At 48.5% G+C, this 26,897-nt stretch carries 36 protein-coding genes, 1 tRNA gene and 1 pseudogene; 11 read left to right on the forward strand and 27 right to left on the reverse strand.

Annotated elements, in window-relative coordinates:
- The first annotated feature begins 1 nt into the window (after position 1).
- Positions 2–78: transfer RNA gene (locus K6T99_12260), tRNA-Glu, on the forward strand.
- A 180-nt stretch (positions 79–258) separates the two neighbouring features.
- On the opposite strand, the gene K6T99_12265 is transcribed toward K6T99_12260, so the two are convergent.
- The 20 genes and pseudogenes from K6T99_12265 to K6T99_12360 all read right to left on the reverse strand — a co-directional run bounded on the left by K6T99_12265 (position 259) and on the right by K6T99_12360 (position 10,567).
- Positions 259–534, reverse strand: a complete 276-nt coding sequence (locus K6T99_12265) for a hypothetical protein (GenBank protein ID MCL6520593.1) — start codon at positions 532–534, stop codon at positions 259–261.
- A gap of 45 nt (positions 535–579) precedes the next feature.
- A complete protein-coding gene (locus K6T99_12270) occupies positions 580–810 on the reverse strand; it encodes a hypothetical protein (GenBank protein MCL6520594.1) in 231 nt (76 codons plus the stop codon).
- Positions 811–1,168: 358 nt separating this feature from the next.
- A complete protein-coding gene (locus tag K6T99_12275; protein MCL6520595.1) occupies positions 1,169–1,726 on the reverse strand; it encodes an RHS repeat-associated core domain-containing protein in 558 nt (185 codons plus the stop codon).
- 84 nt (positions 1,727–1,810) lie between these two features.
- On the reverse strand, positions 1,811–2,053 hold the full coding sequence (locus K6T99_12280) for a hypothetical protein (protein ID MCL6520596.1): 243 nt from the start codon (positions 2,051–2,053) through the stop codon (positions 1,811–1,813).
- A 32-nt stretch (positions 2,054–2,085) separates the two neighbouring features.
- Positions 2,086–2,559 (reverse strand): PaaI family thioesterase, encoded by a 474-nt coding sequence (locus tag K6T99_12285; GenBank protein ID MCL6520597.1) that lies wholly within the window; start codon positions 2,557–2,559, stop codon positions 2,086–2,088.
- Complete coding sequence (locus K6T99_12290) at positions 2,547–2,885, reverse strand: NifB/NifX family molybdenum-iron cluster-binding protein (protein ID MCL6520598.1); 339 nt, start codon at positions 2,883–2,885, stop codon at positions 2,547–2,549. Before K6T99_12290 ends, K6T99_12285 begins: the two co-directional genes overlap by 13 nt.
- Before the next feature lie 37 nt (positions 2,886–2,922).
- Positions 2,923–3,813 carry an ATP-binding protein gene (locus K6T99_12295; protein MCL6520599.1) on the reverse strand — a complete coding sequence of 297 codons (891 nt, stop codon included), beginning with the start codon at positions 3,811–3,813 and terminating at the stop codon, positions 2,923–2,925.
- Positions 3,814–4,239: 426 nt separating this feature from the next.
- The gene (locus K6T99_12300) at positions 4,240–5,049 is read right to left on the reverse strand and encodes an MBL fold metallo-hydrolase (protein ID MCL6520600.1); all 810 of its coding nucleotides are present in this window, start codon (positions 5,047–5,049) and stop codon (positions 4,240–4,242) included.
- Positions 5,027–5,861, reverse strand: a pseudogene (locus K6T99_12305) (Mrp/NBP35 family ATP-binding protein). Before K6T99_12305 ends, K6T99_12300 begins: the two are co-directional and overlap by 23 nt.
- Before the next feature lies 1 nt (position 5,862).
- Positions 5,863–6,816 (reverse strand): radical SAM protein, encoded by a 954-nt coding sequence (locus K6T99_12310; GenBank protein MCL6520601.1) that lies wholly within the window; start codon positions 6,814–6,816, stop codon positions 5,863–5,865.
- 135 nt (positions 6,817–6,951) lie between these two features.
- Entirely contained in the window at positions 6,952–7,170 is a 219-nt protein-coding gene (locus tag K6T99_12315; protein ID MCL6520602.1) for a hypothetical protein, read from the reverse strand.
- A 17-nt stretch (positions 7,171–7,187) separates the two neighbouring features.
- A complete protein-coding gene (locus K6T99_12320; protein ID MCL6520603.1) occupies positions 7,188–7,385 on the reverse strand; it encodes a class I SAM-dependent methyltransferase in 198 nt (65 codons plus the stop codon).
- Between the two features lie 16 nt (positions 7,386–7,401).
- Positions 7,402–7,614, reverse strand: coding sequence for a hypothetical protein (locus K6T99_12325; protein ID MCL6520604.1), 213 nt, complete (start codon positions 7,612–7,614; stop codon positions 7,402–7,404).
- On the reverse strand, positions 7,595–8,455 hold the full coding sequence (locus K6T99_12330) for an ATP-binding protein (protein MCL6520605.1): 861 nt from the start codon (positions 8,453–8,455) through the stop codon (positions 7,595–7,597). Before K6T99_12330 ends, K6T99_12325 begins: the two co-directional genes overlap by 20 nt.
- A gap of 5 nt (positions 8,456–8,460) precedes the next feature.
- Entirely contained in the window at positions 8,461–8,820 is a 360-nt protein-coding gene (locus K6T99_12335) for a NifB/NifX family molybdenum-iron cluster-binding protein (protein MCL6520606.1), read from the reverse strand.
- On the reverse strand, positions 8,820–9,068 hold the full coding sequence (locus tag K6T99_12340; protein MCL6520607.1) for a DUF5320 domain-containing protein: 249 nt from the start codon (positions 9,066–9,068) through the stop codon (positions 8,820–8,822). The genes K6T99_12335 and K6T99_12340 overlap by 1 nt, the downstream gene beginning before the upstream one ends.
- A gap of 22 nt (positions 9,069–9,090) precedes the next feature.
- The gene (locus K6T99_12345) at positions 9,091–9,549 is read right to left on the reverse strand and encodes a NifB/NifX family molybdenum-iron cluster-binding protein (GenBank protein MCL6520608.1); all 459 of its coding nucleotides are present in this window, start codon (positions 9,547–9,549) and stop codon (positions 9,091–9,093) included.
- Between the two features lie 30 nt (positions 9,550–9,579).
- The gene (locus tag K6T99_12350) at positions 9,580–9,720 is read right to left on the reverse strand and encodes a hypothetical protein (GenBank protein ID MCL6520609.1); all 141 of its coding nucleotides are present in this window, start codon (positions 9,718–9,720) and stop codon (positions 9,580–9,582) included.
- 138 nt (positions 9,721–9,858) lie between these two features.
- Positions 9,859–10,161, reverse strand: a complete 303-nt coding sequence (locus K6T99_12355; GenBank protein ID MCL6520610.1) for a DUF5320 domain-containing protein — start codon at positions 10,159–10,161, stop codon at positions 9,859–9,861.
- Between the two features lie 142 nt (positions 10,162–10,303).
- On the reverse strand, positions 10,304–10,567 hold the full coding sequence (locus K6T99_12360) for a DUF5320 family protein (GenBank protein ID MCL6520611.1): 264 nt from the start codon (positions 10,565–10,567) through the stop codon (positions 10,304–10,306).
- Between the two features lie 475 nt (positions 10,568–11,042).
- Here K6T99_12360 and K6T99_12365 point away from each other — a divergent pair, with 475 nt between their 5' ends.
- The 10 genes from K6T99_12365 to K6T99_12410 all read left to right on the forward strand — a co-directional run bounded on the left by K6T99_12365 (position 11,043) and on the right by K6T99_12410 (position 19,093).
- Positions 11,043–11,420: a helix-turn-helix transcriptional regulator gene (locus tag K6T99_12365; GenBank protein ID MCL6520612.1), complete on the forward strand. Its 378-nt coding sequence runs from the start codon at positions 11,043–11,045 to the stop codon at positions 11,418–11,420.
- A gap of 367 nt (positions 11,421–11,787) precedes the next feature.
- Positions 11,788–12,564, forward strand: coding sequence for an NAD(P)-binding domain-containing protein (locus tag K6T99_12370; protein ID MCL6520613.1), 777 nt, complete (start codon positions 11,788–11,790; stop codon positions 12,562–12,564).
- 95 nt (positions 12,565–12,659) lie between these two features.
- Positions 12,660–12,971 carry a metalloregulator ArsR/SmtB family transcription factor gene (locus K6T99_12375; GenBank protein MCL6520614.1) on the forward strand — a complete coding sequence of 104 codons (312 nt, stop codon included), beginning with the start codon at positions 12,660–12,662 and terminating at the stop codon, positions 12,969–12,971.
- 158 nt (positions 12,972–13,129) lie between these two features.
- Positions 13,130–13,501, forward strand: coding sequence for a hypothetical protein (locus K6T99_12380; protein ID MCL6520615.1), 372 nt, complete (start codon positions 13,130–13,132; stop codon positions 13,499–13,501).
- Positions 13,498–13,767: a ferredoxin family protein gene (locus tag K6T99_12385; GenBank protein MCL6520616.1), complete on the forward strand. Its 270-nt coding sequence runs from the start codon at positions 13,498–13,500 to the stop codon at positions 13,765–13,767. The genes K6T99_12380 and K6T99_12385 overlap by 4 nt, the downstream gene beginning before the upstream one ends.
- 258 nt (positions 13,768–14,025) lie before the next feature.
- The gene (locus tag K6T99_12390) at positions 14,026–14,490 is read left to right on the forward strand and encodes a permease (GenBank protein MCL6520617.1); all 465 of its coding nucleotides are present in this window, start codon (positions 14,026–14,028) and stop codon (positions 14,488–14,490) included.
- A complete protein-coding gene (locus tag K6T99_12395) occupies positions 14,487–15,002 on the forward strand; it encodes a permease (GenBank protein ID MCL6520618.1) in 516 nt (171 codons plus the stop codon). The genes K6T99_12390 and K6T99_12395 overlap by 4 nt, the downstream gene beginning before the upstream one ends.
- A gap of 10 nt (positions 15,003–15,012) precedes the next feature.
- Positions 15,013–16,785 (forward strand): hypothetical protein, encoded by a 1,773-nt coding sequence (locus tag K6T99_12400; protein MCL6520619.1) that lies wholly within the window; start codon positions 15,013–15,015, stop codon positions 16,783–16,785.
- Complete coding sequence (locus K6T99_12405) at positions 16,782–17,825, forward strand: OprO/OprP family phosphate-selective porin (protein ID MCL6520620.1); 1,044 nt, start codon at positions 16,782–16,784, stop codon at positions 17,823–17,825. Before K6T99_12400 ends, K6T99_12405 begins: the two co-directional genes overlap by 4 nt.
- Before the next feature lie 296 nt (positions 17,826–18,121).
- Positions 18,122–19,093, forward strand: coding sequence for an ROK family protein (locus tag K6T99_12410; GenBank protein MCL6520621.1), 972 nt, complete (start codon positions 18,122–18,124; stop codon positions 19,091–19,093).
- Here the strand turns inward: K6T99_12410 and K6T99_12415 are convergent.
- The 7 genes from K6T99_12415 to ftsE form a co-directional block, all read right to left on the reverse strand.
- On the reverse strand, positions 19,050–19,970 hold the full coding sequence (locus K6T99_12415; protein ID MCL6520622.1) for a LysM domain-containing protein: 921 nt from the start codon (positions 19,968–19,970) through the stop codon (positions 19,050–19,052). The genes K6T99_12410 and K6T99_12415 overlap by 44 nt on opposite strands.
- 108 nt (positions 19,971–20,078) lie before the next feature.
- Entirely contained in the window at positions 20,079–21,032 is a 954-nt protein-coding gene (locus K6T99_12420; GenBank protein ID MCL6520623.1) for a polysaccharide deacetylase family protein, read from the reverse strand.
- A 6-nt stretch (positions 21,033–21,038) separates the two neighbouring features.
- A complete protein-coding gene (locus K6T99_12425) occupies positions 21,039–22,331 on the reverse strand; it encodes a S41 family peptidase (protein MCL6520624.1) in 1,293 nt (430 codons plus the stop codon).
- A gap of 13 nt (positions 22,332–22,344) precedes the next feature.
- Entirely contained in the window at positions 22,345–23,763 is a 1,419-nt protein-coding gene (locus K6T99_12430) for a PDZ domain-containing protein (protein ID MCL6520625.1), read from the reverse strand.
- Positions 23,764–23,790: 27 nt separating this feature from the next.
- Positions 23,791–24,939, reverse strand: coding sequence for a peptidoglycan DD-metalloendopeptidase family protein (locus tag K6T99_12435; protein MCL6520626.1), 1,149 nt, complete (start codon positions 24,937–24,939; stop codon positions 23,791–23,793).
- Between the two features lie 111 nt (positions 24,940–25,050).
- On the reverse strand, positions 25,051–25,932 hold the full coding sequence (gene ftsX / locus K6T99_12440; GenBank protein ID MCL6520627.1) for a permease-like cell division protein FtsX: 882 nt from the start codon (positions 25,930–25,932) through the stop codon (positions 25,051–25,053).
- Positions 25,913–26,605, reverse strand: a complete 693-nt coding sequence (gene ftsE, locus K6T99_12445) for a cell division ATP-binding protein FtsE (GenBank protein MCL6520628.1) — start codon at positions 26,603–26,605, stop codon at positions 25,913–25,915. Before ftsE ends, ftsX begins: the two co-directional genes overlap by 20 nt.
- Positions 26,606–26,897 lie beyond the last annotated feature (292 nt).

Here is a 26,897-nt window from a genome sequence, read left to right on the forward strand (position 1 = left end):
CGGCCCGTTCGTCTAGCGGTCTAGGATACGTGGTTCTCAGCCACGGGATCAGGGGTTCGAATCCCCTACGGGCTACCACATTATCGGCCCAAACGCGTGGAGGTCGTTTGGGCCGGTTTGCTTTACTGACAATTGATGGCTTCATCTAAATTAGCGGTGACTGAGGTGAACCCATGCCTTTGTGCAAAACGCAGTGCAACACAGACTGCAAATAGTATTGCCATTACAACCGTTGTTATTCTCGCAACATGCGTTCTCCTATATCTCAGCAACATTTATTATCAGACTAGCAGGATGCTTATGCTGGTCTGCGCTAACAGCGCCTTTCACTACCGTTTGTCTTGGTGAGCTTGTTTCCCTTTTCGTCGTAGGTAGACGTATGGTTGCTGGCAGTGAGCATCTTATTGCCGCATCGTGGGTGTAAATCGTCGTCCCTACGCTTACTATGGCTGACAAGGGTGAATCCGCATAGCCAGCCATATAATCCAGACATGAGGAGCTGTCAAGATGACAGACCAAACAGCAGGAAACCAAGACTCTCGCCTCCAAATCGCAGTGTGCTCTTTTGGAATAGGGTGCTCACCAAACCAAGCAGGCAATTTTCTTATCAGCATGCCGAATGGTAAGTATAAAAAACGGAACCCGCCAGGCGAGACAGCCCATCCGACCAATGCTCCGACGCCGAAGAACAATAGCACTGCACCAGCGATAAATTGTATTTCTAGTGAACGTTGTCATTGCCGATGTGCCTGCCTCTGAACGCTCATGGGGTGCTACTGTTGTTCGCCTTTCAGCAACTGCCCCCGCCATGTTAGTATGCTGCCGACCAGGAAAAGAATAGAAGCTTCATCCTTGCTTCTTCCTGAGACGATGTTAAGATAGGTAAACAAACCAAACCCCACCAGAGAATAGAAGAATCCAATCTTTAACTCTCTTTGCCTGGATACAAATATCCCATACAGGCATACTAAGCACCCAAAAACCGCAGCTAACACGCTGGGTAGTTCCATCTGAATCCACCCTCCTAATGTGTTTGAGCACTATACTTGTGTTCCATATTTGATCCCACAATGCAGTGAATCGCATCTGCTTTGGTCATGCATAGCTAGAAGACAGTCTACTTCCTGATATGCAGTGCGTTTGAGCACGCATCACCGCTGACTGCTGACTATGGCGGAGCCCGCGGCGGGATGGTTGGGAATTCTGTCGGAGGAAACCTTATTGATATTCGCGGTCCTTTAGGTAGAAACGGGATAAGAGTGAGAAAGCAATCTTCACAACCGTCCTTAAACTCGTCTCTATATTGACACATTATTTCGCGAAAGCATTCTATGCATGTTCCTGTTTTCAAACATCCCCCAGCGAGGCAACCAAGGAAGGCAGCAGTGGGAATACCAATACATTTAGAGCAGTAATAAATCGGAATCCACGGCAGCAAATTCGCAAAAAGCCAGGCGGGATCTACCCTTGTCACTGGTTGGTTATCGGTATATGCGTAGAGATTCATCCCTCCTCTGTATCCGATTGGATCACGAGAGATGAAGCGGCCAACACCTGGGTCATAGTACCTTGCCTTCAGGTAGTGTAAGCCTGTCAAATCAGCATAGTACCTGTATTGCCCGGCGAAACCGAAGTTTGGGGCTTCTCTGAAAGAGACGAGCATGTTTCCATAAGCATCGTAGACCGCTGCTTCGAGGATTGCTGGTGGTGTACTGCCATCACTCATCGCCCTGGTGCTCCCAATTCCATCCACATGGTAGATCGCCTGTATCTCTTCCAATATTCTGCTAAGCAGTCCAGGTTTAACATACTATGCGACGATATTGCTAGTTTTTCCTTCAATATTTCTGTGAAATTCAGCAAGAAATCCGTTGCCCGCCACCCCTGTAGTTTTCCTTACCCTTATCACATCCGTGTTATACACATAGGTTGTCTTGACACCACCGTTTGTCTTGGTGAGCTTGTTGCCTTTGATGTCATATGTAAACGTGCGGTTGCCGGCAGTGGCATGCTCGTAGGCGATCCAGTTGCCATCCTGGGCTAGTGGAAACATCTAAGATGGGGAAATGGTTTATAGTGAGACCATTAATATAAATGGCTCATATTAGGCCATGTATCCACGCGCATGAACTTGGCTGACGCCGTGGCTTTTACCCGTTCCTCTTGGATAATCTCGGCTTCGAGCACGAATAAGGGCGAACGAGAGCGTACCAACGATGCTTTCACCGTCACCATGGCACCAACCTTCACAGGTTCCCTATATTCAACTTGTAGGCTCGCCGTTACTGCCGATATGCCTTTTATCAGCAGGTAGTTCGTCATGGCGGAATCGAGAACAGTAGCTATGATGCCGCCATGTGCAATTCCTGGATAGCTCTGGTATCGAGCTTCGCAGAACCATTCGGCCGAAACGGTATCTTTGTCGCTCACCTTAAATGTCAGGCCTAGGCCGTCTTTGCGTTTTCCGCAAGCGAAACAGTTGCGGTGAAGGTCGGCAGCGCTGGTGCTGTCTTCTGCGTTTGATTGTTTTGCATTCTCCGGCAGTTCTAGTGATCGCAAGGATTTGCTCCAGTCTCCAGCGTCCCATCGAGATACGCGGCTACTATGTCAGCTGGAAGAGCAACCGGAGCGCCCACGCATACCCGAATTCCATTCTGTGAAAATAGGCTCTGGGCGCGGACCCCCATTCCTCCAGCGATAACAACAGTAACTCCCATCTCGTGCAGCCATCTCGGAAGCAGTCCGGGTTCATGCTCGGGCGCGGGAATCGTTTGTGTGTTGACGATTTCGTTGTTTTTAGGGTCAACATCCACAATTGTGAACTCATCGGTATGTCCAAAGTGAGGACAGAGAAGGCCATTTGCAGTTGGTATAGCGATCTTCATTTTAGGTGTATACTACCTCCTTTATGTATTCGATTGGTTATTCCAATTTGTGCTTTACAGCATTCCACAGCGATTTGATATCGCTGGATGCAGGGCCGTTGTTATATTCGACAACGCTCTTACAAACTATCTGAGCCCGGGTGACTGCCTCGTCATAGCGAATTTCACCTAGGAAGCTTGTGTTCCGTTCGGTACATCGTTCGCGTATCACGGCAGTCATTTCGGGATTGAGGTCACTTTTATTGACGCAGACCATTGTTGGAACCTTAAAATAGGCGGCCAAATCAGCAACACGGTCCATGTCGTGTAGTCCAGATAGAGTCGGCTCCGTTACTATGAGTACCAAGCTTGAGTCGGTGATCGAAGCTATGACAGGACAGCCAATGCCGGGCGGGCCATCAATGATGATAAGTTCTTGACCATTTTCTTCAGCGATTCTTTTTGCTTCTTTTCTTATTATTGTAACAAGCTTGCCGGAGTTCTCCTCGGCGAGCCCAAGCTTTGCGTGAACCATTGGGCCGTGTCTAGTTTCAGAGATGAACCATTCTCCGTTGATGCTTGGAAAGAAATTCACAGCTTTGACGGGGCAGACGTAGACGCAGACTCCACAGCCTTCGCAAGCTATGGGATCAATCTGATAGGTCTTGCCGACGACGTCGTTCGCAGGGCCGTCGAAGCTAATAGCGTCAAATCGGCACACAGACGCGCACTTTCCACATCCTATGCATTTGTCGGCTAGGATTGACGCTTTCTTGCTGCCGCTGAACTCCTCGCGCCGCACGATTTTGGGGGACAGCACCAGATGTAGGTCGGCGGCATCCACATCGCAGTCGGCAAGCACTTTGTTTTCTGCAAGAGCGGCGAACGAGGCGACGACACTCGTCTTACCTGTTCCGCCCTTTCCGCTTATCACGACAAGCTCTTTCACGGACTCTTACCTTTCTTATGCTTCCTTTTGTCAAGTTCTGCGCACATAAAAGATTGGGTCGCTGAATTAGGCCTAATTCCAGGTTGAGCAGCATGACAATAACTCCACCGGTTCGGACGAGGGACTCGTGCTGTTTGTTATATCACCCTTTTGTGGCCTTTGATGCACCACAGGAGGCAACATAGATTCTGGCATCGAACTAATAGGCCGGAAAAGGCTTGTAATCGGCGCTTTGCGCCGCAGTTCTAATTGTGTCGGGCGCTCGTCCAATGCTTTTTGCGAGACATCGAGCCCTGTTACACGGAATTCATTTTTGTTCATTAGGTACTCGGTTTCCACTTTAGACACTGCCTTCCGTAAATCTCTCTGGCATGGCTGTGCATAATGCTTTGTACCTTGGAATTGCTCATCAATGTTCAACTCAATTCATATGCACCAGGACATCCCGGCTCGGCCAGCGGTAACTCGCGAGCCAAGATTAGACCTGAGATACTGATATGCTTTCGCCCCTGTGCAGTGGCAGCAGGCTATCTGTCCTATATCCATCCTCTGCAGGAATCCGGCGAGCGATTCCAGCCTGTCTTCATCTGCGCCGCCCAGATGAAATCCGCCTGCGAGCAGGTCAATGCGCGTTACACCCGCCACATTTATTGCAGCGAGCACATTGTTCTCGACTCCTCTGTGTGCACAGCCAACCAGCACGGCAACCTTGCCGCCGTTTCGCACGATTAGACACTGTTCATCCTCAAAAGTGTCTTGCGTAAGTTCGTCATCGCCTGTTAGAAACCTGCTTTCGAATATTTGCGTTCCAACCATTGGTGTAATCTCTCCACTCAGAATCACACCGGGCAGAACTTCGACCGCCGATTTGTTGAGCACGAAAGCAGCCTTCCGCAGCACGACCTCAGCAGGCATTCCAATGTAACGCACCCCAACTGTTGATTGCGCGTACTTCGGTTGAAAACATGCAGGGTGTGCAAAGTATGCTATCCTTGGTAATTCCTTCATTGCTCTAATCAGTCCGCCGGTATGGTCGTAGTGACCATGGCTGAGACCTATGGCTTTGATCGCCCCGGGCTCGCGTCCAAGAGCAATTAGGTTGTATAGCCACGCATCGGTCTGCCCGGTGTCGAACATGACTGCCCCATCGTTGGTTTCAACGAGAAAGCTCAGCCCGTGCTCCGACTTCAGCATGTCGCTTGCTGCTTCGTTATCAACAAGGAGTGTTATTTTCATCACGCGGTCCAACCGTTTGCGCTTGTTTTATCGCCGTCAGCCGGCTTATAATCAAATCAATTTTATCGGCGATAGGGTTTACCATGTGGTCTTCAATTGTCCCAGCATCGGAATGGGACGATATTTCTGGGTCAATTGGCAAGTCGACCAGGAATCCCCATATCGCGGGCGATATGCTCTCCGTTAGAGTTTCCGAATGGGTAGCTGACACTGCCGCATTTTGGACACCTAAGCCATGCCATGTTTTGAACTAGCCCGAGAATAGGCACGTTCATTTTGCGATACATATCCACCGCCTTCCGCACAACCATTGCGGCTAGCTCCTGTGGTGAGGTCACTATGACCACACTGTCCAGGGGCAGTGACTGCATTACGGTGAGAGGGACATCGGCCGTGCCGGGTGGGAGGTCTACCAATAGATAGTCAAGCTTGCCCCAGAACACATCCTTCCAAAACTGCTTGACCGCATTTGAGATCAAAGGGCCGCGCCAAATCACGGCCTCATCGGGGCTGTCGAGCAACAGATTGATGGAAATAACCCTTATTCCGGAGCGAGTCTTGACTGGGAATATGCCCAACTCATTTATCTCGGGTCTTTCAGCTATTCCGAACATCTTCGGAATGCTTGGGCCGGTTACGTCCGCATCAAGTATCCCGACCGCATGTCCAGCTTTTCTGAGAGCGCAGGCAAGCAGGCTGGTAACAAGCGACTTGCCTACGCCTCCTTTGCCGCTCATTACGCCTAGCACATTAGCAACCTCGTTTGATTGCTCGGCCAGCGTGAGCTGGTCGGTGGTTCGTACATCCGCCATTTTATCCTCCAGTCACACAACGGTAGTAAGGGTCAGTGTCCCCAATTTGTTCTATGAGTCCTTCTTGCATGAGACGTTGCAGATGCTTTGTAACCTCGTGAATATTTCGGCCTGAAGCAGTGACAATATCATCTATGGTGCAAGGCCTTCTGGAGAGCATTCGCATCAGCTCGTCTCTGACCTCCCGCCATTGCCGCTTGTCTGCAGGCATGAGCACTCCGCCTGCGATAATCTCGGCCGTGCCACCAAAGATTTTACATGCTCTTCTAAGCGTCTCATCAGAGACACACTTGGCTTCTCCGGATTTTGACGGCCTTTCGACGGTGTTTAACTGCACTTTGTCGGGGCAGATTAACTGGATAATTTCGCACATCGCATGAAGTTCGGCATCCGAATCATTGACTCCCTCGACTAGCATAATCTCCAGCCAAATTTGGCCATGGGACTCCTGTGCAGTTTGCACAAGACCTTCAGTCATTTCAGCGAAACTGATGCCAGGCGCAGGTCTATTTACTGCTCGAAAAGTATGCTGAGTTCCAGCGTCCAAGGAAGGTAGCAAAACGTCTGCCATCGAAACTGCATCACGTATTTCGACATTGTAGAGCAGCGAACCGTTCGTAATCACAGCCAGTGGAATATCGGTGAGCCTCTTTATCGCCCGAATCATCTCGCCAAGATCAGTGTTTAGCGTAGGTTCGCCGGAGCCTGCGAAGGTAATGTAGTCCGCAGTCCCACCGTGTTCCAGCCATTGCTCGATATCCCACATTACATCCTTTGCGCCGACAAGCCTTCCAGGTATAGAAGTCAGCTCGGTTGTTCGACCAAGCTGGCAATATATGCAGTCATAGCTGCAGACTTTGTGCGGCACGATGTCCACTCCCAGCGACCGTCCAAGTCGCCGCGATGGCACAGGGCCATATAGGTATTTATATTTCACAGGGGCTTTTGCGCTCATTATGTCTTTGTCAGTCTTTCCAATAAGTACCGGAAGACGACCTCATCCGGCCGCTCTTTGCCTCTTTGAACTTTTCGAAATCCCCCAACCGAAGGCGGCGCTTTCTCTGCGTTTATCCTTCGAATCTTGCTTTTGTCAGTCTTCTTTGGGCTGTACTTTCGAAAGAGCGTCAGCGATTGCCTTCTCATCTACAATGCCAAACGGTTCATTGGCTTTCGTTTTCTTGCCTGACGCGGCCCAGACATGCGTGATGCCTAACTCCTGGGCTTCCACTTGGTCGAATAACGACCGCAGGTACGAATCAATCTGCTCGGTGGATGTCTCGCCCTTTCGGTGTTTTACCTTGCCTTGCATCTGATGCTACTGTTCCATCAACTCAAATCCTTTTGCATTGAACTCCACTGTGAGAGCCTTCCATCAACAGCTAGCACCCGCGTTATTTCGTCAAGCACACCGCATGGATTGTCAATTTCATGGATGGCATTCACAAACGTGATTGCGTGGAAACTGCCCTCATCGAAAGGAAGCTTATGTGCATCCAGAATTACAAGCGTGGGCTTATCAGCCAGACCGCCGAGTCGCTCCTTAGTTTTTTTTCAATGCCTCTTGGTTGATGTCGCCTGATATTACCGAATATCCTCGCTTTAGAATCTGTAGGAGCATTCGGCCTGAGCCAGTGGCGATATCCAGGACCGCATCTCTAGTATCGAAGCCTGCAGGGTCAAGCGCCGCATCGTATTCGCTAACAAGCACAGCCTCTAGCTCGTGCGGCATCTTTTCAAGATTGCGGTTGCGCAAAAGTAACACCTTTCAGCAGCAATTCGAACGCCGCGGTATATTCGGGCAGCGCCTCGATGATAAGTTTGCCTCGCGAGTAAGCTTCCGCAATTCGTCTGTCGTCGGGTATTTGCAAAAGCATCTCAATGGACTCGCTGTCGCAGTAGTCGAAAACAGCTTTGTTGCCAACATCAGCGCGGTTCACAACAACCCCGAACGGCAGCTTCAGCACCCTTAGCATCTCAACGGCCAGCTTCAAATCGTTTAGACCAAACGGTGTTGGCTCAGTCACAAGGAGCACATAATCAGCTCCCCTCACTGATTGTATCACCGGGCAGGAAGTGCCAGGGGGAGCATCGATTATGTTCAAACCGCCGTCTGTAGTTTTCTTCCTGACTTCTCTTATAAGAGGTGGCGACATGGCTTCGCCAATTCTGAGCTTCCCATGCACAAATTTGATTCCGCTCGCTATTCCTTCTTCAATAACTCCCACTTCGCGGCCGGCCTCGGTTATCGCACCGGTTGGACAGACCAGCACACACCCGCCACATCCATGGCATAGATTTGGAAATGTGAGGACAGTTTTGCCAAGTAGCGCTATTGCACTGTACTGGCATATCTCCTTGCACTTTCCACAAGTTATACATTTGTCCTCATCTACGACGGGCACGGGAACAAAAACAGAAGTCGTTTTCTCAAGCTCAGGCTTCAGGAATATGTGGCCGTTCGGTTCCTCAACGTCGCAGTCAAGGTAGCTGACGTCAAATCCCTGCATTTCTGCAACGCGCGCCAAATTAGTCGCTATGGTTGTCTTGCCGGTGCCGCCTTTCCCGCTGGCTACCGCGATGGTAGTTGTATTTATCACTTTTACCAGTGCTTCTCCACATCGGCGGAGTCTATTGGGCTTAGCTTTCCAGACTTGAACTCTTCAATAGCTTCTCCAACAGTGCCCTGAAACCCCGCGTAAGTTCTAATTCCCGCAGCCGACAGAGCACGGAAGGCGTTCGGCCCCACATGACCTGTGAGGACAGCTTCAACTTCCAGCATGGCTATATTTTGGGCTGTCTGTATCCCTGCGCCCTGCACGGCGTTCAGATTCACTTTATTGTCATGCACCTCGGTATTTCCGGTATCGGTGTCAACGACTATGAGATACCGACTCCGTCCGAACCTTTGGTCAACCTTGCTTTCAATAGACGGTTCTTTTGCGGTGATTGCCACTCTCATCAGAAAGTGCGTCTCCTGCCTCGTCCTTGTCTTCGGCCACCTCCCATACCGCGGCCGCCTCCTCGGCGAATGCCATAGGCCCCAAGGCCGAAACTGCCAAGTGTCCCTTGCAGTATTCTTCCAAGCCAGCTAATTGGCTGCTGTGGGGTCGCTTGTGAATTATTGGTTCCAAGAGGGTTACAAGGCCCCTGTCCTCTACCCGTCATAGGTCCTTGTCCAGCAGGACCTGTTCCATCCATTCCTGGCATCTGATTAACCTCCGTTAGATATTTACCATCCGCCGCGCCCACGGCCTCCACGACCCATGCCTCGGCCACGGCCCATACCTCCGCCCATGCCCATTCCTGGTCCTTGGCCGGGAGGGGCATTCATTCCAAAGTGGGCGGCAACTGTCGGTGCAGAGATTTCTTGTAGCGCTCCTGCTTTGAGAAGATTCACTGCGTTCCTTACGGTTTCACCTGCGCAAGAATATACCTTGATTCCAGCCGCAGAGAGCGCTTGGTACGCATTCGGACCCAGATTGCCGGCTATCACGGTCGACACACCAAGGGATGAGACCAATTGGGCCGCTTGGATTCCCGCGCCTTGCGCCGACATTGCCCCAGGGTTTTGAACGGCAGATGCATCGAACGTCTCTGTGTCGACAATGACGAAATACGCACACCTGCCAAATCTGGGGTCAACCAGCGCATCGAGTGTGTTGCCTATTGAGCAAACTGCTACTTTCATTTGAGTTCCGTTCCTTTCAAATAAGTTTTTTCAAGTTACGAGTTCATCTGTGAAGTTGAGCAGAATGCCAGTGCTGGCATCCTGCTCAGTGTACGAATAGTAGCCATAAGTCTTCGTTTCCTCGTTTTCGGCTAGGCATGTCTTTGCGGCTGTCAGTTGCCCTTTGCCCACGGACAACCGACAGTACAAAACTATCTTTTCATGCGCCGCTACTGTCCACAACTATATATTAATAGTATGCGCACTAGCCGAAAAAAAGGATCTTTCCCCGAATCGGGCATGTTGTTTGTTGAATACCCCCAGCTCCTGTTACTTGGTCTGAGCTCTTTCCAGATTCTCAATCTGGGACTTAATGGTAGCGAGTTGCTGTTCGAGTATCTCGGCTTGCTTCCTCAGGAACTCAAGCCGCGTCTGTGGCTCAAAGCCTGGCCAGCCCGTTGGGGCGCCAGCTTGTGCCATTGGCGCCGCTTGAAAGGTAGGCCACCGACCAGTAATGAGGTACTCTGCACAAGGGCCCAGCCCTGTCGCGCTTCGACCGACCCAACCGGGGCTGTAGCCGAATCGCATCCATCCAGGCAAGCCTGTGAGATAATACATGTTCCGATATCTCATCGTTTTTACCCCCTTTTGCCGCCTTGACGGCGAATTAGTAATTTCTTCATTTCTCAAGAGGTTGCAACTTTTGGTCTTTTCAAGCCGATTTTTGCCACCGCCAACTACTACTCAAACGCTGATAGATGTGCTCTTACCTTGGTCATTTTGTCAGCCGTGGTTGTTTTAGGAACACTCCGGTTGCCGGTGTGGCGAATCCGGTATAAAAGTAATACCCTCTAGCTAATCTTGTGCAGAACGATAACCCCAGGCCGGTTCTGTCTCCGCGGCCCCGCGCTGTTCCGCGACCGAAGCTTAAGCCTGCAGGATTAGTGAATCCCGACATTCTATAACCAGCGCGGTACCCAACTCCTCGACAAGTCATAGCTCCTAGTCCGAGGGGGCCGGTCCCGCCACCTTTTGGCATGTCATCCTCCTTTGCGCCGCCAGTCTCCGGTATCACCGCACCTAGGTTGAGTGATAGATGTAACTTACACTTAGATTATACCCTACCGTTCCAGGGGAGTCAACATATTTTTCCTATTTACTTGGAAATTTTTTTCTCTCGCCTAAAGAATCATTCGGCCGAAAGTCTTGGCGAATGTGGGCAACCTGATTGTAGTGTTTTTCAAGGCGGCATGCGAATTAATAGGTGTGCAGGAACGCAGCGCTGAATGCTAGCAGTACTTAGTTTAGGCTCCGTCTAGATTGTGAGGAGGAAGTTCTCGATGTATACAAGTGGAACGAGATGTGATAGAATTATAGCGCTACGGCACCCGCGACATGAGCGCTGCAAAGCGCATGATTGGTGCCGTGGTGTTTTTGAACGAACAAGGAGTTGCTAGTTCATGCCGAGAAGATACTGTCATCGGCACGCGGCAAGAGGCCCGTGCACCTGTGCAATGGGAAATCTCTATAGGTTTGTGGAGCCTGTTGTTCTGTATATGCTGGCGAAGAAGGGGTCAGCTTATGGCTACGAACTCGCGGCTGACCTAGCCGACCACGCTCTTACCGACGCAGAGATTGACCGCGGAGCGCTCTATCGAACCCTTCAGCGACTTGAGGCGATGGGACATGTGACCTCCGACTGGGACACCAGCGGTTCCGGTCCACCACGCCATGTTTACAGAATTACTGAAAGTGGCAGGGTACATCTCCGCGAATGGGCTGTGGTTCTGAGCAACCTGGCTCATTCCATGGATGCCTTCGTACATGATGTAAGATCCCTTGGTGAAGCTGATACGGAATCGGCTGAATCACCGGTTGCAGACGTACATTAGGCCTATTGTATAACGGCGAAAACTTTCTATTTAAACTTTAGAGAAAACCTTTTGCTTCATTGTGAGTCCGGGTGCTGATAAGGTGCCTTCCCGCATTACTGGCGCAAGACGCTTTCTACGCGTTTTGTGCCAGTTTGCTTTGTTTAGCGGTGAGTACTATCCAATTATTTGCTCTTTAAAATAATTGCTTCCCACCGTTGACATTTTGTAGTAATTTGGTTATTATGCCAAATGGCAAAACTTTCGTGGAAGAGATGTGCATTTTAATTGCCAGTATATTTTGCCTTGAAATAGCTAGACAGAATACTGGCGGGCAAGAATCAAATGCTCAGCCCGGTGTATTTTGTAGATAGGGAGGCGTGCAACGATGGAGAATAGCGTTGGTTTTATAGGCGGCGGCAGGATTGTCAGGATATTCCTGGAAGGATTGAGCAGAGCGGGAGAGACACTAGATGGTATTGTTGTGAGTGATACCAATGCCGATGTGCTGAGCAGGCTGGCGAACGCGCATCCGCAGATTAGGGTAGTAACCAACGACAATAAACAAGCAGCCACGTGCGAGATGGTGGTGCTCGCCATACATCCGCCGGTGCTTGGAGGTGTTCTATCGGAGATTGCTCCTAGTTTGCAGCCATCAAGCATTGTACTATCTTTAGCGCCCAAGTTTACCATTCCAAGGCTTGTTAATAGTTTGGGAGGATTCGACAGAATTGCTCGGATGATACCAAATGCGCCTTCGATTATAAATGCTGGGTTCAATCCGATAGCCTTCTCGCCAGCACTGAGTGAGCATGATAAGTCGAGAATTCTCAATCTAGTAAGCCCCCTGGGGGAGTGTCCAGTTGTGCGCGACGAAGACCTTGAGGCATATGCAATAATAACAGCGATGGGTCCGACATATTTCTGGTTCCAATGGGCAGAATTACTGAAAATAGCGGTGAACTGCGGGCTGAGCGAGACCGATGCCAAGACTGGCATTACAAATATGATTATTGGGGCTGTAAAAACGCTGTTCGAGTCAGGGATGACAAAGGACGAAGTATTCGATTTGATACCAGTCAAGCCTTTGGAAGAAGATGAGAGCACGATTACATCAATATACAATAAGAAGCTAATACCCCTATATGAGAAACTGAGAAGCTAAAACCTCGTTTTTATTGCCATGCCTTGGCAAAGGCAGAGAATTTTGATTGACTATGTAAAATTAGTAGGGCAAAGTGCGACAAAGGACAAAAGCATATGAATAGGCGAATATACGAACTAAGAGCAAAGATTATCAAGGCGATGGCTCACCCTAGTAGATTAATGATCATAGATGAGCTCGCAAAAGGAGAAAGATGCGTTTATGAACTGCGAGACCTAGTTGGCTCCGACATATCGACAGTTTCCAAACACCTGGCTGTCATGAAAGACGCAGGCATCGTTATTGACCGAAAAGTGGGGCAGCAGGTGTTCTACAGTTTACGTGTGCCTTGCATTCTGAACTTCTTTGGATGTGTAGAAGCAGTAATGAAAGCAGTAGCTGAAGAGCAGATGGAACTTGTGGGATAGTTCGTTTGCAAAGTGCAAGACGAAAAAAGCCTTTTTCTTTTATTAATAATGTGGTAATTTGGCGAAATTACCTAATTAATATAATTGAGGTCGAATTGGACTAAGTAATTTAGACTTCAGCACTGGCTGATAAACGTATTTCGCTAGGAGGAGATAAGATGAAAAAAGTGGTAATACTGATGTGCACTTGCAGTGGTGCGTGTCCGAGTATGGAGGAAATAGATTTTTGGGAACTGGCGGAGCGCATAAGGCTGGAGCTTCCGCATGACTATCTGGTGATGCACCCAAGATTGTGCGAAGAAAATGGCGAGGCCATGATGGCAGATCTTCTCAAGCCAGATGCGGTGTACATAACTCCTGCGTGTGGCGAGAAGAAGCAGATGAAGTTATTGCTAGGTGGGTTTGCACGAGCAGGAGTGCCCATGGATGAAGAGCACTGGATACCAATAATGATGGGCATGAAAAATACCGACGAGGTCTTTGCAGAGATTAAGGCTGCGGTGGAAAGAGTAGAGGAGTCAGAAAAGTGAGCGTCCGTAAGTATATGGGAATTGACAGGGATAAAATAGCTTGGTATCCAACGATTGATGAAGATATTTGCACGGGCTGTGGAGAGTGTGCAGAGTTCTGTCCGAACAGTGTATTTGAACTAAGGGACGGTGTAATGGTTGTGGCAAATCCGTTTAACTGCGTACCTGGCTGCGACAGATGTGCTTTAGTTTGTCCTTCATCGGCTATAACGTTCCCTTCAAAAGAGAGCTTGCTTCAACAGATAGAGAGGCTGCGCCGGTCTTGAATTAGATGGGCTTTGCGAAATTGGAAGACATACGCTCGGCAGTTGTGATTGCATGCAGTCAATATATTCGAGTTGGCGCAGTGGCTAAACACATACAGCTTCTGGGTTAGAAGGCTATTCCTATCTTCTCGACAGAAGCGAGCCTTTGCGGCACTCAAGAAGGCGACGTGTCCAAGTGCTTATTCGAATGAAAAGAATTCAGAACTACGTTGACTGTACAGCGGGAGCTCAGTCGGATAAAAAGGAGTACTAAGGTTGGTGGCGTTCAATCTGATTGGCTTGTGTATCCTGGCGGCTTGCTTTGCTCTTGATAGGCACAAGACGATTCGCTCTGTCCATCGGGGGCTGATGATGTTCTGGAAGATAGTTCCAGAGATGTCGATTGTACTTATCCTTATCAGCATTTCTCTTTCGGTTTTGACGCCAACACAGCTTAGACAGTGGCTCTCCGCTGATACTCCTGCGCATTTTGTATTGGCATTGGCTGTCGGCTCGGTCGCGCTCATACCTGGGTTTGTTGCTTTCCCACTAGCAGGAGTCTTGCTAAAGAACGGCGCATCTATAACGCTCGTTGCAGGCTTCCTGACGACGCTATTGATGGTAGGAGTGGTCACGTTACCGATGGAAGCTAGATATTTTGGCTGGCGTACGGCGCTTTTGCGCAATGGTCTATCGTTTATCGGAGCTGTGGCGATTGCGTTGGCAATGGGGAGGCTGCTGTGAAGACAAACCCCAGGAGCATTATCAGTCTTGGAGCGACTGGTGTTTTCCTGTTTTTCTGTGCTTGGGGTGTTTGGTTTGGGCACAACGATTTTGCAATTCGGTCTGCAAACAGCTATCTAGGCTTCCTGAAGGAAATGTTCTGGGTATTGCCCATGATGTTCTTGCTAATAGGCGTATTCGATGTGTGGGTTCCTCGGGAGATTGTCGAGCGGCACGTTGGCGAAGATGCAGGCCCTATTGCCATCCTGTGGATGATTCTTCTTGCAATGCTTCAAGCTGGGCCGCTGTATGGAGCATTTCCTGTGGCAGCGGCACTTTCGAAGAAGGGTTGCGCCGCTAAGTATATCTTTATTTATCTTGGAGCATTCTCGGTGATGAAGCTTCCGATGCTGAGCTTTGAGATAACATTCCTGGGCTGGAAGTTCTCCTTGGTTAGGCTAATGTTTACGCTGCCGGTGTTTATCACTATTGGCTACATAATGGGGCGCCATCGTGCCTATGTTGTACAGTAAGGAGGGGTGTATGGAAAGGTGTCGTGGAAAAACTGTAGCGGCACTTATAACTGCTGCCTTTTCAGCGCTGATTCTTGTGATAGTTCACGGTAATTTTCAAGCATTTAGCGCTCTGGTGCAGGCGGAAAGCTTAGATTCGCAGACATACTCGCACGTTCCGATTGAGTTGCTTGACGAAAACGGGGCCAAGATTGATCCGAATGCGGCGAATGCAAAGCCATATAGCCCACGCCGCACCTGCGGAGCGTGTCATGATTATGAGGCTATCAGCAAAGCATATCACTTTCAGCTTGGCGCTGATAGAATCTCCGATGATTATGGTAAGAAGGTCGGCAAACCATGGATTTCCTCACAAGGGCAGTTTGGCAGACAGCACCATATGTCGTACGCCTGGGTGGCAAAAAAACGCAATTCGTCTGCAGATGAAATTGGCATGACCCCATATCAATACTCGCAAACATGTGGAGCTTGTCATGCTGGCGGCGGCCCGATGGAGCGAGACCGCGATGGGCAGAGATACGAGCAGAGGCAGGCGAGTCACCCTGAGATCGCGGACAGCTTTGATGGTGACTACTACAAGGCAGCCTGGGATAAATCTGGAGTTGTTGAAGCCGACTGTCTTATGTGTCACATGCAGTCTTACAATGCTCAGGCTCGTAGCGACCAATTGTCTAAGGCTAACTTTAGGTGGGCGGCCACAGTTGGCGCAGGACTGGGCACGGTGGAGGGTTCAGTAAAGGATGGTCAGTTGCCTCACTTGACATATAATCGTGCCCTCTTTATAAGCGATGGAAAGGTTGCACTGAAGATTACTCGTCCCGAAGACGCAAACTGCCTTCTCTGTCATGGCGAAGCCGAGGTCAAGAAACGTGGCCATGTTTGGTATGATAGCCGACAGTCTGACGTTCACACGGCAGCAGGTATGAAGTGCATCACCTGCCACTCATCAGGCCCCGACCATCAGATTCGCAAAGGGCACTCCCACAATGTTTATCTACATGACGAGCTTGATGACCCCACACTCTCCTGTGAAGGCTGTCACTTGTCGCCAAAGTCAGCGAAAAAGCCTGAACATAAGTCCCTGCCAAGTAGTCACCTTGCTAAGATTGCATGCGTGACCTGTCATGTGAGGGAGCACAACGTAGCAGCTGTTGGAGCAGTTGACACTACAACGGGAAAAGCTTTGGGACTGCCGACTGTACCGAGCGCGAAAAAGTATGGGGAAAGTGGTACGTGGACTCCCGCATATTTCCGCCTAGAGGATGGCAAGATCTATTCCGGCAATGCCATACTACCTGTTTGGTGGGGAAATCGTGTGGGCGAAATCATTTATCCGCTCCACTTGGACGAAACCGCCAGAGCCTTCGACCGCGTCAAGGATGTTATCAAAGACGACACTGGTGACGGCAAGCCAGAAGCGAATACGGAAGCCGAGATAAAAGCAATGCTCGCTTCAATTGCAGAGACCCTGAAAGGGGGACGATTTAAGCAAGTTGCTCCGGCCTTTGTCAAAGGAGATAGAGTTTGGGAGGTTGTGCGCGGGCAACTTGTATGTCGGCCTCATCCTCAAGCTTCACCCTTGTATTGGACATTTAGTCACAACGTTTCGCCATCTTCGAAGGCTTGGGGCGCCAAGGGATGTTCGGATTGTCATGCCCCAAATTCCCAGTTCTTCTACTCCCCGGTGATAGTCGATCCATTTGACGACAAAGGCCGCCAAAAAAGCATGCCAATGTGGCAGTACTGCCGAATAAGTAAAGATGTGATTGAGGTGGGGAGTTGAAACTTTTTAGATTTCTGGTGTTTGCGTTGCTTACATGTATGATGGCTTCATCCAGCGTTGGTTCCGCTACTCACAAGTGGCAAGGCTATTTCCAGGTGCGCTATACTAACCCAGAAGATCGTGCCGATTACCTAAGCCTGCGCAGACTCAAGCTGTATGGATGTGGTCCCATTTCTGGCAGCTGGAGCTACTACTTGCAGTTTCTGTACAAAACCAATAACCGTAGCTCAACTGATAATCGAATAGTCGTACAGGAGGCAAGTGCTAATACGCAGTCTGGTTCTGTCAAGCTCACGATAGGACAGTTCAAGCCGCCTTTTGGAATGGAACGGTTTACCTCCGACTCCATGCTCGCATTAATTGACCGCAGCCAGCCGACCGATAAGTTGGTCCCAAATGGCAGTCTAGGAATGTCGTTTGCTCGTGATCGGGGCGTTCAAATTGAACGGAAGATTGGTAAGGTTGCCCGGTGTGCAGTTGGGGTGTTCGACGGCAACGGTGCCAACGAGCCATTAGAGGGCAATGGCCCGCTGATAGTTGGGCGCTTCATATACGAGCCGTGTTCTGCTGCAAAGCGATTTCATTCCGAAGTTGCCATATCATGGCGCAAAGACCACGATATTGACTTTACTGGTCAGCTTCCAGGCGCTCCGCCAGGTTATGCAAATTTCTCAGGCAAGGATGTTCGGCAGAATATAGCGATTGCCTATGATTTTGGCAAAAACTCGCTTCGCTGTGAGTACCTTGCGGCTCAGTATCACAGCAACAAATCTGCGATTCCCAGCATAGATGCACAGGGATATTATCTGCAGTGGGCTTACGCTGCATCTCGGAAGTGGTTGCTGGCAGCACGTTTTGAAGCTATGGACCCTGACTGTTCGGTTGTGAACTCGAAGGATATATCATGGCTCACAATTGGCGCTACTTATTATATGAAATCCGACTATCACAAGATTCAAGTTAACTACATATTTAAGTCAGAAAAGGCTAGCGAGATTAATAATGATGCTATAGTAGCGCAGTATCAAAGATTTTTCTGATTTGGATTTGATACTGCTTCAGAGAAGCCTTTGAGCATTGCAAAGTAGCGATATGGCTCCATTCTCGTTTATCGTGCCTCGCCTGTAGCAGGTATTTTCAAACCTACCCGACTGTCTTTGAATATTGCGCCATTTTGCAAACCCAGAAATACGCAACATATATCGAGCAACATTTTGGAGGAAAATCAGATTCCAATCCTAAAATCTTTTATTGGAAACTAAAAGATTTTAAGCCAGAATGGCAAATCTTCTTGCAAAAAAACACTTTTTCCGCCTTTCATAATTTAGGGTAACAAATGTCTACTATTAATCAAGCCATAGGTGTAGAAATTGGCGGGACCACGCTCAGGATAGGCCTTGTTGATGAGAAGGGCAATGTTGCGCATGCAATTCGACTTTCTTCCTCTGATTTATATAATCAAAATACCGCGACAGAACGCCTAATTGTGCATATCACCGAGTTCTTATGGGAGATTCAAAAATCGTTTGATGAGTGTAACGGTATTGGAATTGCCGCGGCTGGATACGTTGATAATAATGCTAAGACGATGGTAGTTGCTTCGAACCTAGGTTGGCGGAATTTCGCCCTTGGAAGGGAAGTCGAGGACCTAATTGGCAAACCGGTTGTGATGGACAAGGATACAAATATGGCTGCGCTAGGCGAATTCTCCGTCGGGGCTGGTCGAAATCTCAATTCCTTAATTTATGTTGCGCTTGGGACTGGGGTTGGTGGTGCAATAATTCACGAAGGAAGATTACTTCGGGGGAGGAGAAACAGCGGCGGAGACTTTGGCCATGTTTTTGCAGGGGGAGATTGGAAGTGCGGGTGTGGATTAGTTGGTTGCCTAGAAACAGTCGCAGGCGGAGTGGCAATCGCAAGGAAGGCGAGAGAAGCAATTGAGGCGGGGTCGAAATCAATAATTACAGACTTAGTTAAGAACAATCCTTCCGACATCACTGCTCAAACAGTGGCAAAAGCGAGCAGTGAAGGAGACACGTTGGCACAACAAATATTGGTCGAGGCTGGAAATGCAGTAGGTGTTGCACTTGTGAATATAATACGAATGGTTGGACCTGAAGCGGTAATTCTAGGTGGAAGTGTCGGCAAGGTTAAAGAAATATTCGAAACCGTGAAGGCCTATGTAGAGGAAAACAGCGCTTTTCCTGGAACCGACCTGCCACCAGTTAAGGTGCTTCCAGCTGCTCTTGGAGATTCTGCTGCAATCATTGGGGCGGGGCTGGTTTGTTCCAAACTGTTACTTGACTGATGACCTCGGAATTGATAGGTTTACCATTCTCAAAAGTTATCACTGTTTTTGTTACACGCTTTCCAGTTTTGGTGCCAGTTCGATATCTGAGTTCTGAAGGCGCTGTTACTTCTGTTACCTTTGTGATTAAGCTTTTGGTTATTACCGTAACCGGTGGCTTAGGAGGCTTTATTAGCAGTCTATCTCCCTCAACCAAAGCATCTAGATTAATGTTTGGGTTGAGTTTTTTGAGATCGGTTAGCGAAACTTCATACTGTTGAGCGATGAATACAGCGCGGTCGCCAGCTTTTACGACATGATAAATTGGCTCGTCGGTGATTGACACAAGAATATCGGCAGCTTTTTCTGGGGTAGGGCAGATTTTGCTGATTTCTACATATTTGCGCTCGATGCCTACGTTTTCTTTGAACGTGGGTTCCTCACTAAGATTGTCAACTTTGCTTGCGAAACGTTTCTTTACAATCTCAAGGGTCTTTAGGGCGTCTTCTTCTTTGACGAGCGCAACAATTGGTTCTTCATTTACTGAAATAGCAAATGCTTCAGCTCTAACTGATAGTAGGTTTTCAAGCATTCCGGCGGCTTCGGGGATGGGAACAACTTCTGCGTTTTGCCGAGCAGGTCGTACCGTGACAATTTTATCGAACCTGGTGTGTCGAACTTTTACGTCACTTGGGGTTCTCAACTGGTTAAGCAAGGCTTTTGCGGCGGCGGCTGATTCCACAGTAACGATTGCCTTGCCATCAACACAGATTGTGCATGGCTTCCCGCCGAAGTGTTGAGAAGCCGCCCATCCAGCAATTATGATAATTATTGAAATTAAGAAAGCACGTTCAATCCATATCCTGCGCTTAATGTTTTTTTCGGGCTTTTCCTCCATATATTATTTCTCCCATCAACTCCTTTTTATGGTAATTAGATGTTGGCTAAGGTAAGGAAGTTTTTGGTCCCTTTTATTCTGAACACCTGTCAATAGAAGAAGGTAATATCAAATACCAATTAATTCGCTTACAGTAACAATTTGATATCCAGATGACTGCAACGTTTCAATCATGGAATCTAGGGCTTCTGCTGTTGCCTTACTGCCGCAGTGCATAAGAACAATCGAGCCGTTTTGAACATGACTGAGCACGCGCTGGCAAATCTCGTTGGCAGTAATGCCGCGTTTGAATGCGTCCCAACTGTCCACATCCCAGTATATAGAGCGATAGCCGTTTTCTGCAAGAATGCGCAATACTCGCTTGTCCCTAGAACCGTATGGTACCCTTGCGAGTGGTTTGGTGCTGAGGCCTGTTAGGCGAGTCACCAGGTCGTCAACGCGTGCCAATTCATTTACTATTTCCCCTTCGGAAAGCTCGGGTAAACTTCGATGTGAATAAGTATGGTTGCCGATTTCATGGCCTTCGGTAGCAATTCGTCGGGTAAGTTCCGGATTGCGTTCAATCCATTTACCTGTGAGAAAGAACGTGCAGTGCAAATTGTGCTTAGCTAAAACATTTAAGATTTCGTGCGTTGGGCTACTATCTGCGCCAGCATCGAATGTTAGAGCAATCAAAGGTTTCGTTCTGCTACCATGAGACACCTCGTTCCATTGTTCCTTTGAGGTAATCGTTGGCTTAGGCGGTTTCCTAGTTGATGCCTCGGATTCTTTGGAAGCGGAATCAACGCTTGGGTGCGAGACAGGATTTTCGGCTTTTGCTGTTTGTTTGGCCTCGGATGGTTTAGGCGGCTTATGACGAGAAGGTGTTTGCTCCCATGCAGGCGCAGTTGGCTGTGTTCTTGTCGAAGGGGCGTGCTGAGGAGCTGTGGGAAACCGTTTGGGAAGTTCCCTCCTGTTTTGCGATAGGAAATATGCCGCTCCAAATCCTACCGTTGCTAGCAGTAGTAGACCTGCCGTATATTTGATACAGCCCGGCAAACATGATTTGCGAGTTCTGCGCACCAAAGTTCAGCTCTTTCTATGGTCCCGAGCTGTTGTGTTTTTAAAGTTCGACTGGAGTTCTGCTTTCAGAATTTCAATGGCTTTCTTAAGCTGTACGTCGTTTTCTGCTTTTATGTCTTCGTCGGTTGGTTCTACGATTACATCCGGCTTTATCTTTTGCTTATCAACATCGCGGCCAAGAGGTGTTAAGTATTTTGCAGTGCTGATTGCCACCGCTGAGCCATCCTCAAGATTGAAAATTTGTTGAACCAAGCCTTTGCCGAATGTTGGAACGCCTACTAACTTGCCGGCCTTATGGTCTTGAATTGCGCCTGCCACAATTTCAGATGCGCTTGCGCTCATTTCATTTATTAGTACAACTAGTGGATACCTCTTGTGGTTGTGTTGATTAGGATTTACCCTTAAAGATGTTCTCTCGCCACCTTTGTTTTGAATGATGACGATATCACCGTTATCAATAAAGCGACTGCCTATATCAACAGCGACGTCTAGTAAGCCCCCAGGGTTGTTTCGGAGATCAAGTATAAGGGCTTGCACCTTATCAGCCTCTAGCTTTGTAAGCGCTTGGTCAAACTGTTCGTCGCTTTTTTCGTTGAATTGGCGAAGGGCAATGTAGCCGATTTTGCTTTCGTCGTCCTTCATTTCGACTTCAACCATAGGTGATATAATCACCTGACGGGTTATCTCGAATTCCATTGGCTCTGGAACGCCTTCGCGCTTGATGGTAATTCTTACCTTTGTACCACGAGGCCCACGAATTCGCTTGACTACCTCGTCAATATCCATGCCGTGGATTAGCGTATCGTCTACTTTTAGGATGACATCATTCTTCTTCAGTCCCGCATTTTTTGCTGGGCTGTTAGGCAAGGGATTTTTTATGAATACATAACCATCTTTGACATCAAGCTCGGCGCCGATTCCCTCGAAATCACCGCGATTCTCGCTTTGCATTTCCTTATTTTGTTCAGGATCTAAGAAGCGAGTATATCTGTCGCCAAGCGCAGCAAGCATTCCGCGAATCGCGCTGTAGGTGAGTTTTTTTGGGTCGGGGGTTTTGCCAAAATAATTGTTGCTTATGTAAGAGTAAATTTGCCAGTAAGCATCCGTACACTCCACATCTGCCTTGCTAGACTCAAGTTCAGCTCTTATGCCTAGGAGCAGTCTGGAGGGCGCTTGCTCGAGTAAGGCTACTAAATTCGGTATGCTTGGGTTTCGAGAGAAATCTGTGTAGGTGAAACCACATAGAAACGAGGTGCAAATCAATATTATAATTAATACAAAATAAAACGCTTTTTTCATTTCCGCTAGCCTTTTATCCTTTTGGTGTCCCAATCTTAGAAGCCAACAGCTTCTCAGCTGCAGTAAACTGAGCATCAACCTTGCGGTTCTTGTTCTCAACAGTTATATCTGGGTTTAGCCCACGGCCATTGAAGTCAATACCGCCGGGAGTTATCATTTTTCCAGTCGTGACTATCGCAGATGCGCCGTCCTTGAGCACAACTGGTGTTTGGACCAACCCATCGCCAAAAGTCTTCGTTCCGACAAGGGTCGCAATTTGTGAATCTCTTAGAGTTCCAGCAAAAAGTTCTGCCACGCTGGACGTGCCGTGGTTGATGAGAACGGCAATGGGTATTCCAATACTGCGCGTCTTGGGTAATCTGATTGAACGCTTTGTGTTTCTGCCTTGGATTGTGGCGACTGTTCCTCCGCCTGTGAGCTTAGATGCTATATATGTTGCCGAATAGAGCGACCCCCCTGGATTGTTGCGCACATCTAAGATTAGAGCCTTCGTCCTGCGCGCTTGTAATTTGCTAATTTCGGCTGCGAATTCTTTTTCTGCTCGTTTATTAAACTGCGCAATGCGTACATACGCAATTCCATGCCTAAGTTCTTTGACAACAACAGGATCTACCACTGTGTTGCGGCAGCGTAGCTTAACCTTGATTCTTTCCGATTTGCCAGGCCGTTCGACCTCAAGATTTAAATCGCCAGATGTCGTGGTTGTAAGTTTGTCAAGTGCGTCTTGAATGGTAATTCCTTTTTTTAGCCTTGCATCAATTTCATCAAGCGCTTTTCGATAAGAAAGGAGGTCAAGTTGTTTGTTCCTGACCATCTTGCGCATTTTTTGAATTTCTGGCTCCATGTATGGGTCATGATTGATGACCCACTTTCCGCCTACTTCGGTTATGGCATCACCAGGCTCGAGCCCGGCTTCGTCTGCTGGGCTTCCCTGCATGGGCGCCACTACCACTATATTTGTTGTATCAAGATCGCCGATTTTTTCATGTTTTAGGGCTAGTATTGCACCCGTTCCGTGGAATATGCCGGCTTCGACGTCATTCAACAGTTTGCGTTCTTCAGGGGTGATAAAGCGCGTGTCTGGGTCATCTAACGAGTCCAACATGGCGCGGATTGCGCCTTGAGCCATTTTTGTTTCTTTTTCAGGCGTTATCTTTTCTACGTAATGTTTCTTGCAAAGATTAAGCACTGTCGAGAAAAGATTACGATACTCTGCATCTGCCCCGATTTGTGGTTTCGGCTTGATGGATTCTACCTGAATAGGGGTTTGCTCCGGCGCCAGCTTGAGCAGAGCATTCGCCTGTGGAGATGCGCCCTTTATAATCAATAAGGGCCTATCTTGAATTGATCTAAGATATCGTCCTCCGCAAAAAGCAGCAATGATAAATATTATTGCAAGCCATACATGAATTTTTTTTCTCGTTGTCTTCAAGATGGTTTCCTCTCGTTTGGTCATTTTCTAGAATGGTGGCTTCTTAGGTGTTCCATTTACCCTAAATTCAAAATGCAAATGCGGGCCGGTGCTGAGCCCTGTACTACCTACATACCCTATTATTTGCCCTTGTTTTACTTTTTGATTAACCGACACGGCGAGACGACTACAGTGCGCATAAAGAGTGTCAATGTTTCCGCCATGGTAAATAATTACTGTTTTGCCATATCCCCCACAAACTCCGCTAAATTTTACAATCCCATCGGCTGCGGCTCGAATTAGGGTGCCGTATGCGGCTCGAAGGTCTATGCCGTCGTGATGTATGTATCTCTTAAGTATCGGATGCATGCGCATGCCAAATCCCGATGTTACAGCACCAGGCACTGGTCTTAGCCATCCACCAGACCACATAGGAATATTTGTTCTGCTAAATGATGCGGCTCTGTGCATCCGCCGCAGCATTTCGCCCAAGCGGCGAGATGTTTCCTCAAGCTCAGCAAGGGCGCGCTCCAGCTCCGCGGCTTCGCTTTGTATTCGCTTTAAGTTATGTTCTTTTTCCTCAGCCCATTCCGCCGCCGCGCGTGTCTCGATTTCTTGTTGATATTCTAGCCGCCTTCGCTCTCGTTCTTGAGCCTCAAGTTGCGCTTGGTATTGCTCAATTGCTGCTTTGTCCCTTTTAATGGATTCGATGATTTCAGCGTCTTTTTCTAATACCTTCCGAACAACATATCCACGGCTTAGAAGATCTGAAAAGTCAGCCGCGCCAAGGAGAATGCCAATATAGCTCATACTTCCATGTTTGTATGTATCCGCTATGCGGGTTGCAAGCAACTCGTTTCTTTTCTTGAGCCTTTGCTTTGTTTTTTCCAGTTCTGCGCGTGTTAATTCGATTTTTTTACGGGTCCGCGCAAGTTGTGCTCGAATATCAGCAAGTTTTGCTTGCGAAATCGAAAGTTTTCGTTCAGCGGCAACTAGGTTTTGATAGGCATAAATCTTTTGCCGTTTTACGACTTTGAGCCTGCTTCGATACTGGTTCATATTTCGGGCAACCTGCTGGAGTTGCCGCTTGATGCTCGTTATGTTTTGCTTTTTTGCATCAATCGGCGTCGCAGTGATGACGCTGATTATTGAGACTGCTAATGCAAGCCTAGCTCCAAATTTTTGCGGCTGCCCCAAAGTGATTCCTCCAGTTGTCCGCAGTGGTTAACATAACCTGCGCCAGCTCATCTTGCCGTATATGATTACATTATATATCATCGGCGCTGACTATGCCAACCGAAAAGGGTATTATGTTTTTAGGAACTTTCTTATGGACATGAAGCTCCCTACAAGCCCTATGCAACAGCCTAGACCAACCATGCCGCCCAGAAGCTGAGATGGTTCGATGTTTCCTGGATAGCGCTCCAATAGGGGCCACATGCGAGTAACGACCTTGGTTACATAAAATGCTCCCCCTAATACAATGCCGCATGCAATGGCGCCACCAATTGCTCCCAGGACAATTCCTTCAAGTAGAAAAGGTAGGCGAATGAACCAGTTGGTTGCCCCTACAAGCTGCATGATTCTTATTTCGCGCCGCCTAGCGAAAACAGTTAAACGAATTGCGTTGCTGATTATAAATGCTGTTATTATCAAAAGCACGCCGCTAGCGGATGCACCTAATATCTCAATGAAGTTTGAAAACCGAACAATCTCTTTAGCTTCTTTTCGAGGTGCGAGAACTTCGTCTACGCCTTTCAATCGCGCTATCTCGTTTGCTACAGAAGAAGTGTGTTTCGCATTATCAAGCTTTACGATAAACTCGTCGCCAAGACTGACGTTTGGAATGCCGGTTAAGTCAATGTAGCCTTTGTAACTTTCCTTAGCTTGTTCCCAAACCTGCGCTGCGGGTATGTGCGTAAATGCCTTTACGTGTCGCATTTGTGAAAGATAATCGTGTACTTGGGCTATTTCTTGTGGGGTGGCGCGGAACTTCATAAAAACGCATATTTCTAGCTCCTCCGAAAGCGATTTGGCAACGCCGTTGAGCCAGAGCACTAGGAGCGCAAAGCCGCCGAGCACCGCGAGTGACAGGCTAATAGTAGTAACTGATGCTATTGACATCAAGCCGTTCCGCCGAATGCTTACAAATGCCTCGCAGACGGCAAACTCAAGACTTCGCAAGCTCATGATACGTGCCTTTTGCCTCGTCTCTAATGATTTCTCCCTTGTCGAGGGCAATCACCCGCTTCTTCATGTGGTCTACGATGTGCTTGTCATGGCTGGCAACTACGACAGTAGTGCCGCGCATATTTATACGCTCAAGAAGCCGGATGATTTCCAAAGATGTTTCGGGGTCGAGATTGCCAGTAGGCTCATCTGCTAGGAGAATTGGAGGATTGTTTACCAGCGCTCTTGCGATTGCGATGCGCTGTTGCTCGCCGCCAGAGAGCTGGTCGGGATATGCATTTGCTCGGTCTAGGAGCCCAACCAAGTCGAGTACCTCGGCTACCCTCGTTTTAATTTCTTTTCGAGGTGCACCAGTTACGTATAAAGCAAAAGCTATATTCTCGCGTGCAGTTTTTCTCGGAAGTAGCCCGAAATCCTGAAAAACAACGCCAATCCCTCTGCGAAGGCGTGCAATTGCGTTGCCGCGAAGCCTTTTGACGTCCACGCCATTTACAATGGCTTTGCCGCTTGTTGCGACTTCTTCGCGATAAATTAGCTTAAGCAATGTGGACTTGCCGGTTCCAGTAGGGCCGACGATAAATACAAATTCGCCCTTTTCGATCCGCAAGCTTACGTCTCGAAGTGCTTGAATATTATTGGGGTAGATTACCGATACGTTTCTAAACTCAATCATCTTCCGCACCGGCGGGGTTCTTTTGCGAAAGTATACCAGATGAACTCCGAGATTGCAAGTGAAATGGGCAAGGGTTGTTTTTGTGTTGTTAATAATTTCCAGCGGTGCTACGTGGGTTGTTGAGGCGGGCGACCCGTTTGCACTGAAGGGTGATGTAGGGTGAGTGTAGGGTTGAAAAGTCAACCCTACATAAATTCACGGCGATTTTGAGCGTGAAAATGCGGTTAGTGTAGGGTGTGTAGGGTTGAAACACCTCTAACGCGTGGAAAGGACATATATCTCTGTGGAGATA

The organism is Armatimonadota bacterium, from assembly GCA_023511795.1.
Classification (GTDB): domain Bacteria; phylum Armatimonadota; class UBA5829; order DTJY01; family DTJY01; genus JAIMAU01.